This is a genomic window from Hymenobacter terricola, from assembly GCF_017921975.2.
GTDB classification, from domain to species: Bacteria; Bacteroidota; Bacteroidia; order Cytophagales; family Hymenobacteraceae; genus Hymenobacter; species Hymenobacter terricola.
In genome coordinates, this window is sequence record NZ_JAGEMO020000028.1 from 35,196 (window position 1) to 47,939 (window position 12,744).

The following is a 12,744-nucleotide window of genomic DNA, read 5'->3' on the forward strand; positions in this document are numbered from 1 at the left end:
TATGAAATACCTCTGCATCCTACTCCTAACGCTGCTGCTGGCCCAATCCACCCGCGCCCAGCACCCAACTCAACGCCAAATCCAATACCTCTCCGGCCGCGACAACCATCCCACCGTACGCTGGGATTTCTACTGCACCGGCGGGCGCAAAAGCGGCTTCTGGACCACCATCGCCGTGCCCTCGTGCTGGGAGCAGCAGGGTTTCGGCCTCTACAACTACGGCCGCGACTACAAAACCTACGGCAAAAACTTCCGTTTCGCCGACGAGCAAGGACTCTACAAACGCAGCTTCACGGTGCCCGCCAGCTGGCGCGGCCGGCGCGTCGAAATCGTGTTCGAAGGTTCCATGACGGATACCGAGGTAAAGGTGAACGGCCAAATTGCCGGCCCCATTCACCAGGGGGCGTTCTACCGCTTCAAATACGACATCACGGACAAGCTCAAGTTTGACGAGGCCAATTTACTGGAAGTAAAAGTGAGCAAGATGTCGGCCGAGCCATCGGTGAACAACGCCGAGCGGCTGGCCGACTACTGGGTTTTCGGCGGGATTTTCCGGCCCGTTTACCTGCAATCTCATCCGCAGCAATACGCCGACAACGTGGCTATTGACGCTCGCGCCAACGGTGCGTTTACCCTCCGCGCCAACGTGCGCAACCTGAAGCGGGCCGCCCAGCTGCAAGCTGATATTATCGACCAAACCGGCCAGACCGTGGGCACCGCCAGCACCAATGCAGCGGCCGGCGACACCCTCGCCCGCCTCACTACCACCATCAAAAACCCGCGCCAGTGGACGGCCGAAACCCCGAACCTCTACCGCGCCCGTCTCAGCCTGCGCGCTGGCAACGAAACCCAGTTCCAGACCACCGAAACCTTCGGCTTCCGCACCATTGAGGTGCGGCGCGGGAAGGGCATTTACGTGAACGGCACGCAGGTGAAAATGAAGGGCACCAACCGCCACAGCTGGTGGCCCGAAACCGGCCGCACCCTCAACGATTCCATCCAGCTGATGGACGTGAAGCTGCTGAAGGAGATGAACATGAACGCCGTGCGCATGTCGCACTACCCGCCCGATGCCGAGTTCCTGCACCTTTGCGATTCGCTGGGCCTCTACGTGCTTGATGAGCTGGCCGGCTGGCAGAAATTCTACAGCACCAAAGCCGGCACTCCCCTGGTGCGCGCCATGGTGGAGAAGGACCAGAACCACCCCAGCATCATCTTCTGGGACAACGGCAACGAGGGCGGCACCAACAAGGAGCTGGACGCCGTTTTCACCCAATACGACCTCACGAAACGCCCGGTAATCCACCCGCACCACAAGCCCGGCAACGCCTACCGCGGCATCGACTGCAACCACTACGAAGACTACTACAGCACCCGGAAAATTCTGGCCGATTCGCTCATTTACATGCCCACCGAATTCCTGCACAGCCAGGACGATGGCGGCGGCGGGGCCGGCCTGGCCGATATGTGGGAGCTGCACTGGAAGTCCCAGCGCTCTGGCGGCGGCTTTCTGTGGGCCCTGCTGGACGAAGGCATCGTGCGCACCGACGAGAACAACATCATCGACGTGAACGGCGTGAACGCGCCCGACGGCCTCCTGGGCCCGCACCGCGAAAAGGAGGGCAGCTTCTTCGCCATCCGCGAGATTTTCTCGCCCATTCACATCACGCTGAAGGAACTGCCCGCCAAGTTCGACGGGAAAATTGCAGTCGAAAACCGTTACCATTTCACCAACCTCAGCCAGTGCTTTTTTCAGTGGGAGCTGGTGAATTTTCGCAAGCCGAGCGACCCGTTCGCGGGCAGCATTTCGGGTAAGAAAAGCCGCATCAAAAGCCCCAACCTGGCCCCGCTGGCCACGGGCCGGCTGAATTTGGAGCTACCCACAGACTGGAAGAATTACGACGGGCTGGTCCTCTCCGCCTTCGACCCCGCCAAAAACCTGGTCTACAAATGGACCTGGAAAACCGGCGGCAACGCCCGCCTGCTCGATGGCGTGCTGGCCCTCGAAGCCAAAGAAAAAGCGGCCGTGGAAGTCACCGAAATCGACAGCACGCTGACCCTGAAAGCCAGTAATATCAGCGTCACATTCAACAAAGCCAACGGCCACCTCAGCGGCGTGAAGGGCAACAACGGCGACAAGCTCACCTTCACCAACGGCCCGGTTATGGTGGCCGGCACCGCCACCTTCACCGGCCTGAAGCACCGCACCGAGCCCGACGGCGAAGTGGTGGAAGCCGCCTACTCCGGCGACCTCAAAACCGTGCGCTGGAAAATGCACCCCTCCGGCTGGCTCCAAATGGATTACGCCTATGCCCTCACCGGCGACCACGCCTTCACCGGCCTCAGCTTCAGCTACCCCGAGAACTTCGTCATCGGGGCCAAGTGGCTGGGCCAGGGCCCCTACCGCGCCTGGAAAAATCGCCTCGCCGGCACCACGCTCAACGTGTGGAGCAACGCCAACAACAACACCCAAACGGCGGCCGCGCCCTGGATTTATCCCGAGTTCAAAGGCTACTTCGCCGACATCGCCTGGATGGAATTCAATACCGTGGAAGGCGCCTTTCTCGTCGCCAGCCCCGACCCCGGCCTGTTCATCCGCCGCTTCAATTTCTACGGCCTCACCGGCCTCCGGCCTACGCCGGGCCTGCCCACCGGCGACATTTCCTTTCTGGATAATATCCCGCCCATCGGCACCAAGCTGGGCCTCAACATCGACCCCAATCCCAAAAACCTCGGCCCCAACAGCGAACCCAACCATCTCACCGGCAGCCCAATAAAGCGCACGCTCTACTTCTACTTCGGCCTGCCGCCGACGGACAGCAAGCCCCAGCCCTACATCGCGCCGGCGAAGGACGATTTATTTTAGAGAAGAAAACAGCATCGTTGGTAGCAGGTCAAAAAAATTAAATGTCTGTTTAAAATTAATTTTTAAATCGGCGAACTATTGAGTTGGTCTGGCGTTTATCTTTGCAGTCACCTGCCTGCCAAGCGGCGCGGCTTTACGCTTTCCAACTGGTTTTACCGATGAAAAAACCTACTGCTGCCGCCCTGGATATCAGTACCGAAGAACGCATCAAGGAGGCGGCGCGAAAGATGTTTTTGCAGAAAGGCTACGCCGCTACCCGGGTGCGCGACATTGCTCAGGAGGCTGGAATCAACATTGCCTTGCTCAACTATTACTTCCGCAGCAAGGAGAAGCTTTTTGACCTGGTGATGCTGGAAAAGCTCCAGCAATTTGCCGGCGAGCTGCGCCATATTATGCAGGAAGAAACGACCTCGCTACTGGAAAAAGTGGCGCGTTTTGCCGATTTTTACATTGATTTGCTGCTGGCTCAGCCGGAGCTGCCGCTCTTCATTTTCAGTGAGCTGCGGGCCAATCCCGAGAAGCTGGCGAGCACGATTGGGGTAAAAAAAGTGGTGCAGGAGTCGCGGTTCGCCGAGCAGCTGCGGGCCGAGCTGGCCGCGAACCACAACCCCGCGAACCCGTTGCAGCTCGTGATGAGCCTGATGGGCCTGGCGGTTTTTCCTTTCGTGGCGCGGCCCCTGCTTCAGGTCATTGGCGGATTGGAGGACGCCATGTTTGCCGCGATGATGCAGGAGCGCAAGCGCTTGCTGCCGCAGTGGTTTGGGGCGATGCTGAAGGCGGTGTAGTTTTTTTGACCCGTAGTTAAACAAGTTTTTAAAATAGTATTTCAACACTTGCTTCACCCATGAAAAAAGTAGTTGCATTGCTCATATGGCTGGTTTCGGCTGGTGCGGGCCGGGCCCAGACTACCGGCCTGCCCCTGACGCTGGCCGACTGCCAGGCACGGGCGCAGCAGAATTATCCGCTGATAAAGCAGCGGGCGCTGATTCAGAAGACCCGCGACTATTCGATGGCGAATGCAGCCACGGGCTATCTGCCCCAGGTGAGCATTTCGGGCCAGGCCACCTACCAGAACGAGGTGGTGAACTTCAGTGGCGTGCTGCCCGCCGGCTCGCCGCTGGGCGATGCGCTGCCCAAACTCAGCAAGGACCAGTACCGGATTTCCGGGCAGGTTGACCAGGTGCTGTACGATGGCGGCGGCATCAACTACACCCGGCAAGTGCGCCAGGCCGATGCCGATGCGCAGGAAAAAAGCCTGGACGTGAGCCTCTACGCCCTGCGCGAGCGGGTGAACCAGCTGTTTTTCGGAATCCTACTGGTGGAGGAGCAGCTGAAGCAGACGGCCCTGCGCCGGGCCGATATCCAGAGCGGCGTGGACAAGACCCAGGCGCAGCTGGCCAATGGCGTGGCCTTCCGCAGCAGCCTCAACGAGCTGAAGGCCGAGCTGGTGGGGGTGGACCAGAGCGTGACCAACCTGCGCGCCATCCGCCGCGCCTACGCCGCCATGCTGGGCCTGCTTATCAACCAGCCGCTCGATGAGCAAACCCCGCTGGCGCGGCCCCGGCCCGTGGCGGCGCTAACCCCGCAGATAAACCGGCCCGAACTAGGCCTGTACGACGCCCAGAAGCGCACTTTCGATGCCCAGGAGCACCAGCTGGCGGCGGCGTACCGGCCCAAATTCAGCGCGTTTTTTCAGGAAAACTACGGGCGGCCCACGTTCAATTTCCTCAGCAACCAGTTCGACTTTTTCTGGATTGGGGGCCTGCGGCTGAGCTGGAACCTGAGCAGCCTCTACACCACGCACCGCCACGACGTGCAGCTGCTGGGCCTGAGCCGCCAGAACGTGGACGTGCAGCGCGAAACCTTCCTGTTCAACACCGGCCTGACACTGGCCCAGCAAAGCGCCGACGTGCAGCGTTACCAGGAGCTGATTGCGCAGGACGAGCAGATGGTGGCGCTGCGGGCCGCCGTGAAAACCTCGGCCAGCGCGCAGCTGCAAAACGGCGTCATCACCAGCCACGACTACGTGGTGCAGGTGAACAACGAGAGCGAGGCGCGGCAGGCGCTGGTGCTGCACCAGCTGCAACTGCTTCAGACGCAATACAATCAGCAAACTACTTCCGGCAATTAACCAGCGCGTTTTCGTCATGAGATTCCTGTCAACCCTAGCTGTGGCGGCTGCCTGCGTGGCGCTGGCCGCCTGCCAGAAAAGCGGCCCCGACTTCGACGCCTCGGGCAATTTTGAAGCCGACGAGGTGATTGTATCGGCCCAGCAGTCCGGCCAGATTCTGGCTTTCACCCTGAAGGAGGGCGACGTGCTGAAGGCCGGCGCCGCCGTGGGCCGGATTGACGTGACCACGGCCCGGCTTCAGCAGGAACAGGCCCAGGCCTCGATGGCGGCGCTGGGCCAGCAAACCAGCAGCGCCGCGCCGCAGGTGGCCCTCACGCGCCGCCAGCTGGTGGTGCAGGAGGCCCAGCTCCAGCAGCTGCGCCACGAGCGCGCCCGCACTCAGAATCTGGTGCGAGCCGATGCCGCCACCCAAAAACAGCTGGACGACCTCAACGCCCAAACCACGCAGATGGAAGCCCAGCTGGCCGTGACGCGCCAGCAAATCAGCGTGGCCGAGAGCAACACCGCCACTCAGAACCGCGCCGTGCTCAGCAACCGCACCGCCCTGGGCAAAACGGCCGCGCAGTTTGCCGAGCAGGTGCGTAAGGGTCAGATTGTGAACCCGGTGACGGGCACTGTGCTCACCAAATACGCCTTCGCCGGCGAGGTGGCCATGCCGGGCAAGCCGCTCTACCGCATCGCCAACACCGATACGCTCACGCTGCACGCCTACATCACCGGCAACCAGCTGCCGGTGGTGCGGCTGGCCCAGGCCGTGACGGTGCGCATTGATGACGGGAAAGATGGCTTTAAAGCATATCCGGGCACCATTTCCTGGATTTCAAGCAAGGCCGAATTCACGCCCAAAACCATTCAGACCAAGGACGAGCGGGCCAACCTGGTGTACGCCGTGAACATCCGGGTGAAGAACGACGGCTACCTCAAAATCGGCATGTACGGCGAGGTGCTGCTGCAAGCTGCTGGAATCAAGTAACCGTTCGAAATCATGGGGGCCGTAACGCTGCAGAACATCCGCAAGACCTACGAGAAAGGCACCGTGCTGGCCGTGGACGATGTTTCGTTCACGGTGGAGCCGGGGGAATTATTCGGGTTGATTGGGCCCGATGGGGCGGGCAAAACCAGCATTTTCCGCATTCTGACCACGCTGCTGCTGGCCGATTCCGGCACGGCCACCGTGGACGGGCACGACGTGCGGAAGGACTACCGCGCCATTCGCAGCACGGTGGGCTACATGCCGGGCAAGTTTTCGCTGTACCAGGACCTGACGGTGGAGGAAAATCTGAGCTTTTTCGCCACGCTTTTCGAGACGACCATTGCAGCAAACTATGACCTGATAAAGGAGATTTACGAGCAGATTGAGCCCTTCAAGACGCGGCGGGCGGGCCAGCTTTCGGGCGGCATGAAGCAGAAGCTGGCCCTGTGCTGCGCCCTGATTCACAAGCCCACGGTGCTGTTTCTGGACGAGCCCACGACGGGCGTGGATGCCGTGTCGCGCAAGGAATTCTGGGACATGCTGGGGCGGCTTAAGCAGCAGGGCATCACCATTCTGGTGTCGACGCCCTACATGGACGAGGCCACGCGCTGCGAGCGCATCGCGCTGATGCAGAGCGGTAAAATTCTCTCCATCGACACGCCCGCCAATATTATAAAGGCCTATCCCGGCAAGCTTTACGCGGTGAAAGCCGACGCCATGCACCCGCTGCTGCACCACCTGCGGGCGTATCCGGCGGCGCGCAGCAGCTACGCTTTTGGCGAGTTTGTGCACGTTGCTTTTTGGGATGACCAAGCGGATGATGATGAGGCGCTGCGCCAGTATCTGGCCGGAAAAAAGCACACGGGCATCGTGATAAAGCCAATTACGCCCAGCATCGAGGACCGATTCATCGACTTAATGACGGCCGCGCCGGCCAACGCCCATGCAACCGCCACCCGCTAGCGCCCAGGCCATCGTGTGCCACGAGCTGACCAAGCAGTTCGGCGACTTTCGGGCCGTGGATAAGATTACGCTTTCCGTGGCGCAGGGCGAGATTTTCGGCTTTCTGGGGGCCAATGGCGCAGGCAAAACCACGGCCATGCGCATGCTCTGCGGGCTGTCGTACCCGTCGGCGGGCCAGGCCACGGTGGCGGGGTTTGATGTGTACCGGCAACAGGAAAAAATCAAGCAGAATATCGGCTACATGAGCCAGAAATTCTCGCTGTATGAGAACCTGACCATCCTCGAAAACATCGAGTTTTTCGGCGGCATTTATGGCCTTTCCAACCAGCAGCTCCGGGCCAAAAGCGAAGAGCTGATAACCACGCTGGGCCTGCACAAGGAAGCCAAGAAGCTGGTAGGCAGCCTGCCGCTGGGCTGGAAACAGAAGCTGGCCTTCTCGGTGGCCATCATCCACGAGCCCAAAATCGTGTTTCTGGACGAGCCCACCGGCGGCGTGGACCCCGTGACCCGCCGGCAGTTCTGGGACCTGATTTACGCGGCGGCCGACCGCGGCATCACCAACTTCGTCACGACCCACTACATGGACGAGGCCGAATACTGCAACCGCGTGTCCATCATGGTCGATGGCCGCGTGGAAGCCCTGGATTCGCCCGCCAACCTGAAGCTTCAGTACCACGCCGATTCGATGGACGAGGTGTTTTACCAGCTGGCGCGCGGGGCGCAGCGCGGGGAGTGAAGAGAAGTCAAGGAAACGAACGAATGAGAATCAAACGAGAACCGAACGAAAAACGCGCGTCATGCTGAGCGCAGCCGAAGCATGACGTTCCCGCTCAGCATGACGGACTGATGTGCCATTCAACACGACGTTCTGAATTCAAAACCATGAAACAGCTACTCGTCTTCATTCGCAAGGAATTTTACCACGTCTTTCGCGACCGGCGCACTTTGCTTATTCTCTTCGGCCTGCCCACGGTGCAGATTCTGCTGTTCGGCTTTGCGCTGAGCAGCGAGGTGAAGGACATCAACATTGCGGTGGTGGATTTTGCGCGGGACAATGCTTCGCAGCAGCTCATCAGCAAGTTGCAGGGCAGCACGCGCTTCCGGTTGCAGCGCGCGGTGCTGAGCTACCCGGAAATGGAAACGGCCTTTCGGCGCAATACCATCAAGGCCGCGCTGGTGTTTCCGGCCAATTTCAACGTCGACCTGCTGCACACCGGCCACGGCCAGCTGCAAATCATCGCCGACGCATCGGACCCGAACACGGCCACCACCATTACCAACTACCTCACGGCCATCATCGGCGACTACCAACAGGAGCTGAACCAGGCCGCCGGGCCCCTCCCCTACCAGATAATCCCCGAAACGCGGATGCTCTACAACCCCGACATGAACGGCTCGCTGAACTTCATTCCGGGCGTGCTGGCGCTGGTGCTGATGATAGTGTGCACCACGCTCACGTCGGTGGCCATTGTGCGGGAGAAAGAGCTGGGTACCATGGAGGTGCTGCTCGTGTCGCCGTTTCGGCCGCTGCTGGTGCTCATTGCCAAAGCGGTGCCTTACCTGGTGCTTTCGCTGCTCGATTTCACGCTGATTTTGCTGCTGTCGGTGTTCGTGCTCGACGTGGCGGTGCGGGGCAGCGTGCTGCTGCTGTACCTCGAAACCACGGTTTTCATCATCGCCTGCCTGTCGCTGGGGCTGCTGATTTCCAACGTCACCTCCACGCAGCAAATGGCCATGCTGCTTTCGATGATGGGCATGATGCTGCCCACACTGCTGTTCACGGGCTACATGTTTCCGCTGGAAAACCTGCCCGTTTTTCTGCGCTGGGCGCCCAATGTCGTGCCCGCGCACTGGTACTACCTCATCGTGAAAGCCGTGATGCTGAAGGGCCTGGGCTTTGGGGCCATCTGGAAGGAAACGCTCATCCTCGCGGGCATGTCGGTGGCCCTGCTGGGCATCAGCTTGCGCAACTTTAACATTCGACTGGCATGAGAATCCTGTTTTTCCTGCTGCGTAAGGAGTTCCGGCAGATTTTCCGCGACAAAAGCATCCTGGCCGTGATTTTTATCCTGCCCTCGATTCAGCTGGTCATCATGCCCCAGGCGGCCAACTACGACGTCAAAAACATCAACCTGGCCGTGGTCGACAACGACCACAGCAGCTACTCGCGCCGGCTGATTGCCAAGGTGGGCTCGTCGGGGTATTTCCGCATTGTGGCGGCCAGCCCGTCGTTCAAACAGGGCCTGCGACTGGTGGAAGCCAACACCGCTGACCTCGTGCTGGAAATCCCGGCCGGCTTCGAGCGCAACCTCGTGCGCGAGGGCTCGCAGCAGCTTTCCCTGGCCGTGGACGCCATCAACGGCACCCGCGCCGGGCTGGGCGGCGCCTACCTCACGCGCATCATCGGCGATTTTAACCAGGCCGTGCGCCTGGAGTGGCAGAGCCCCGCGCCGGCCGCCGCCATCGACGTCACGTCCTCGAACTGGTACAACCCGCTGGGCGAGTACCGCTTCTTCATGGTGCCGGCCATTCTGGTGCTGCTGCTCACCATGGTGGGCGGCTTCCTCACGGCCCTCAACATCGTGCGCGAAAAGGAAATCGGCACCATCGAGCAGATTAACGTGTCGCCCATCCGGAAGTGGCAGTTTATTCTCGGCAAGCTGATTCCGTTCTGGGTGCTGGGCATGGTGGTTTTCACCATTGGGCTCACCATTGCGCGGGTGCTCTACGGCATCATTCCGGTGGGCAGCATTCCGGTGCTGTACCTGTTTGCGGGCGTGTACCTGGTGGCGCTGCTGGGCTTCGGGCTGCTGATTTCGACCTACAGCGAAACGCAGGTGCAGGCCATGTTCGTGGCGTTTTTCTTCATCATGATTTTCATCCTCATGAGCGGTCTGTTCACTTCCCTCGACAGCATGCCGCCCTGGGCGCGCTACATCGCCTACTGCTCGCCGGTGACGCACTTTATCGAAGTCGTGCGCATGATTATTCTGAAGGGCAGCAGCCTGCGCGACGTGTCGCACCAGCTGGGCTACGAGGCCATTTTCGCCGTGGTCCTCAACACCTGGGCCATGCTCAACTACCGCAAAACCACCTGAGGACGGCACTATTTTTTCGGCGGCGACAGCAGCTGCACAAACGTTGGTTTATCTCGGTAGCAGGTCAGTTTACCGTCCTTAAATTCCAGCTCCGTCACTTGAATCACGCTGCGTTTTGCGGCAATGCTGTTGGCCGGCGCGGGGCTGGCCTTGCTGCGGCCGGGGTGGGTGAAGTAGAACAGAAAGGCACGGCTGCCGCTCACCACCACGTCGCAATGCCCGCCGATGGCCTGGTCGTCGCGGCCCTGACCGGGGAGTTCGAGGATGCGTTCAGGCTGGGGCTGCCAGTGCAGCAGGTCGTCGGAATGGTAGACGGCCATGCCCTTCCACTGGTCGATTATCATCCAGTACTGCTCGTGCCAGCGGAATACTTTGGGGCCTTCACCGCGCTCGTTCAGGGCCCGGCCGAGGTCGGTCCAGTGGCGCAGGTCGGGGCTGTCGGCGTAGTAGATGGATTTATGGTCCCGCTCGTTGTTGTACCACAGCCGCCAGGTGCCATCGGGCAGCCTGAAGATGCTGGCATCAATAACTTTATCGGTGACGAGCGGCATGGTTTGCACATACTTCCAGTTCGTTAAATCGGTGCTGGTGAGCTGCACGATGACGCGCGGATGCTGCCAATCGGTGAACGTGCCGGGCACGTAGGTCAGGAACATGTAATAGGCGTCCTTATCCTCCACAATATCAGGGGCCCAATGCGTGTAGCCGGGGTCGGGGCGGTAGCCGATGTTGGCCGTGTCGCGGTAGGTCCAGGTGGTGCCGCCGTCGCCCGATTCGGCGATGCCGATGCGCGTGCCGTGCACCCAGGTTACGCCGGTGGCGGTGGTGTCGGTAGCGCGGCGGTTGGTGTAGAACATCCACCACTTCTTCGCCTGCGTGTTCCAGATGAGTACCGGGTCGGCCGCCCCGTCATAAATCGGGTCGCGGAACAGCGGCTTGGGTGCCGGAAAAGTAGCGGCAGCGTTGGCGGAGACAGTAGCTTTTGAAGCTGTTGCTGCAACAGTTTTTTGGGCCCCGGCCAAGCCGGGCGCAAGCAGCAGGGCAAGGCACAGGAAACGATGGAGTATTTTCATTGAGCCAAATTTTGACCGTCACGCAGCACATTCCACAGCCGAAGCATGACCTGCCGGAATTGCTGGCTCTTAATTCCCGTCCGGCTTGGTCACGGCGCTGCGCGGGCTGTCCAGCCAACCCCAGTTGGCCAGCGCATCGGGCCGGGCGGGGTCGAAGGCGGGCGTGTCGTTTTTCAGGAATTTCACCAGGCCCAGCTGGTTGGCTTTGATGCCTTCGACCACGCATTTGGCCAGCTCGTAGGCGCCGTAGGGGTTGAAATGGGTGTTGTCGGCCAGCGCCTGGGGTTGGCCGGGGTAAGTGTTGGCGGGGTAGTGCACGAAGGCCTTTTTCGATTCTTCCGGCCCCAAAGCTTCGTAGAATTTCGCCGACATCGCATTGAGGTCAATCAACGCCACTTTCTCTTCTTCGGCCACTTTGCGGGCGGCGGCGGGGAAGTCGCCGAGGCTGTTTTCAATCCGGCCATCGGCCCCGAAGGTGCGGCGGCTGGTGGAGGTGACGAGGACCGGAATGCCGCCCTTCTTGCGGGCTTCCTGCACGAAGAGGTGCAACCGCTCGGAGTAGGATTTCCAGGCCCCGTCGTTCTCGCCCTTGTCCTTCTGGTCGTTGTGGCCGAACTCGATGAACAGGTAGTCGCCGGGCTTCATCACGCGCAGCACCTTGGCCAGGCGCTTCGAGCCCAGGAAGCTGCCCAGCGTGAGGCCCGATTCGGCGTGGTTGGCCACGGCCACGCCGGGCTTGAGGAAGCGCGGCAGCATCTGGCCCCAGGCCGCCCAGGGCTCGTCGTCCTGGTTCACCACGGTGGAGTTGCCGGCCAGGAAAACCGTTACGGCTTGCGGGGCGGGCACTATTTGCAGCGCGACCAGGCAGGGATTGGCGCCGTCGAACTCCAGGGTCAGCTTGTCGTCCCAGTCCAGCTTGTGCAGCTCGCGGGGCTTGAGGCTCACCGTCTCGGTGTCGTTGATGCGGCGGCTCTTCACGTTGAGCGTGAAGGTTTGGGTGAGGAGCTGGCCGGGTTTGGTGGCGGTGGTTTCGAGCAGCAGGCGGCGGGATTCGGCTTTGAGGAACGTGGAAGAAGCGCCTTTGGCATCGCCCAAGGTCACGGTCACGTTGTAGTTGCCCTCGGGCAAATCGACGGAGAAGTAAAAGGGCTGTTTGCTGCTCACGAAGTCGCTGCGCAGGGCATCTTTGCCGCCGCGGTCGGTGCCCGTGACGGTGGTGCCGAAATCGAAGCCATAGCCGCTGGCATCGGAGTACGCGGCCGTGGGCAGCACCTGCTGGTAGCCGGGCGCAACTTTGCCGGGGCCAAAATCGAACTTAAACGTGGTTTGGGGAGCCTGGGCGGCGGCGGCTGAAGCCAACAATGTGCCCGTGGCAACGGCAGCCAGGAAGCTTTTTTTCATGGGGCGGAGCGGGTGTAAAGGAGCTTATGGGCTAAAAGTACCGGCGGCTTCGCCCGATGCATACCTGCACTGTCATGCCCGGCAGAGTACAGGAGATACTGTGTTAAAAAGCAAGGAAGTGAGCAAGTTTTTTTACCTTTAGGCGCCTTTAAGGAGAGCCTTTGGGTTCATCCTGCGTAGCCTCGGCCCCTCAACTGGTCGGGGCTACTTCTTTTTCCAGGCAATGGGCCGGATGGTAG

General features: G+C 60.7%; 10 protein-coding genes. 8 read left to right on the plus strand and 2 right to left on the minus strand.

Annotated features, from left to right (window positions below; genetic code table 11):
• Position 1 precedes the first annotated feature (1 nt).
• The 8 genes from J4G38_RS18220 to J4G38_RS18255 all read left to right on the plus strand — a co-directional run bounded on the left by J4G38_RS18220 (position 2) and on the right by J4G38_RS18255 (position 10,031).
• Complete coding sequence (locus tag J4G38_RS18220) at positions 2 to 2,866, plus strand: glycoside hydrolase family 2 protein (protein ID WP_210520299.1); 2,865 nt, start codon at positions 2 to 4, stop codon at positions 2,864 to 2,866.
• A gap of 158 nt (positions 2,867 to 3,024) precedes the next feature.
• Positions 3,025 to 3,651 carry a TetR/AcrR family transcriptional regulator gene (locus J4G38_RS18225; RefSeq protein ID WP_210520297.1) on the plus strand — a complete coding sequence of 209 codons (627 nt, stop codon included), beginning with the start codon at positions 3,025 to 3,027 and terminating at the stop codon, positions 3,649 to 3,651.
• Between the two features lie 59 nt (positions 3,652 to 3,710).
• The gene (locus tag J4G38_RS18230) at positions 3,711 to 4,997 is read left to right on the plus strand and encodes a TolC family protein (RefSeq protein WP_210520295.1); all 1,287 of its coding nucleotides are present in this window, start codon (positions 3,711 to 3,713) and stop codon (positions 4,995 to 4,997) included.
• Between the two features lie 16 nt (positions 4,998 to 5,013).
• Positions 5,014 to 5,970 (plus strand): HlyD family secretion protein, encoded by a 957-nt coding sequence (locus tag J4G38_RS18235; protein ID WP_210520293.1) that lies wholly within the window; start codon positions 5,014 to 5,016, stop codon positions 5,968 to 5,970.
• A 12-nt stretch (positions 5,971 to 5,982) separates the two neighbouring features.
• A complete protein-coding gene (locus tag J4G38_RS18240; RefSeq protein WP_210520292.1) occupies positions 5,983 to 6,933 on the plus strand; it encodes an ABC transporter ATP-binding protein in 951 nt (316 codons plus the stop codon).
• Positions 6,914 to 7,669: an ABC transporter ATP-binding protein gene (locus J4G38_RS18245; protein WP_210520290.1), complete on the plus strand. Its 756-nt coding sequence runs from the start codon at positions 6,914 to 6,916 to the stop codon at positions 7,667 to 7,669. Before J4G38_RS18240 ends, J4G38_RS18245 begins: the two co-directional genes overlap by 20 nt.
• A gap of 146 nt (positions 7,670 to 7,815) precedes the next feature.
• Positions 7,816 to 8,925, plus strand: coding sequence for an ABC transporter permease (locus tag J4G38_RS18250; protein ID WP_210520288.1), 1,110 nt, complete (start codon positions 7,816 to 7,818; stop codon positions 8,923 to 8,925).
• Complete coding sequence (locus tag J4G38_RS18255; protein WP_210520287.1) at positions 8,922 to 10,031, plus strand: ABC transporter permease; 1,110 nt, start codon at positions 8,922 to 8,924, stop codon at positions 10,029 to 10,031. Before J4G38_RS18250 ends, J4G38_RS18255 begins: the two co-directional genes overlap by 4 nt.
• Positions 10,032 to 10,039: 8 nt before the next feature.
• On the opposite strand, the gene J4G38_RS18260 is transcribed toward J4G38_RS18255, so the two are convergent.
• Both J4G38_RS18260 and J4G38_RS18265 read right to left on the minus strand, forming a co-directional pair.
• Positions 10,040 to 11,104, minus strand: a complete 1,065-nt coding sequence (locus tag J4G38_RS18260; RefSeq protein WP_210520286.1) for a glycoside hydrolase family protein — start codon at positions 11,102 to 11,104, stop codon at positions 10,040 to 10,042.
• 69 nt (positions 11,105 to 11,173) lie between these two features.
• Positions 11,174 to 12,505 carry a rhamnogalacturonan acetylesterase gene (locus J4G38_RS18265; protein ID WP_210520284.1) on the minus strand — a complete coding sequence of 444 codons (1,332 nt, stop codon included), beginning with the start codon at positions 12,503 to 12,505 and terminating at the stop codon, positions 11,174 to 11,176.
• Positions 12,506 to 12,744 lie beyond the last annotated feature (239 nt).

Excerpts from the sequence above, each read along its gene's own strand:
- J4G38_RS18250 (WP_210520288.1), top strand. The coding sequence starts at position 7,816 with ATGAAACAGCTACTCGTCTTCATTCGCAAGGAATTTTACCACGTCTTT.
- J4G38_RS18235 (WP_210520293.1), top strand. The coding sequence starts at position 5,014 with ATGAGATTCCTGTCAACCCTAGCTGTGGCGGCTGCCTGCGTGGCGCTG.
- J4G38_RS18240 (WP_210520292.1), top strand. The coding sequence starts at position 5,983 with ATGGGGGCCGTAACGCTGCAGAACATCCGCAAGACCTACGAGAAAGGC.
- J4G38_RS18260 (WP_210520286.1), bottom strand. The coding sequence starts at position 11,104 with ATGAAAATACTCCATCGTTTCCTGTGCCTTGCCCTGCTGCTTGCGCCC.
- J4G38_RS18220 (WP_210520299.1), top strand. The coding sequence starts at position 2 with ATGAAATACCTCTGCATCCTACTCCTAACGCTGCTGCTGGCCCAATCC.
- J4G38_RS18255 (WP_210520287.1), top strand. The coding sequence starts at position 8,922 with ATGAGAATCCTGTTTTTCCTGCTGCGTAAGGAGTTCCGGCAGATTTTC.
- J4G38_RS18245 (WP_210520290.1), top strand. The coding sequence starts at position 6,914 with ATGCAACCGCCACCCGCTAGCGCCCAGGCCATCGTGTGCCACGAGCTG.
- J4G38_RS18225 (WP_210520297.1), top strand. The coding sequence starts at position 3,025 with ATGAAAAAACCTACTGCTGCCGCCCTGGATATCAGTACCGAAGAACGC.
- J4G38_RS18230 (WP_210520295.1), top strand. The coding sequence starts at position 3,711 with ATGAAAAAAGTAGTTGCATTGCTCATATGGCTGGTTTCGGCTGGTGCG.
- J4G38_RS18265 (WP_210520284.1), bottom strand. The coding sequence starts at position 12,505 with ATGAAAAAAAGCTTCCTGGCTGCCGTTGCCACGGGCACATTGTTGGCT.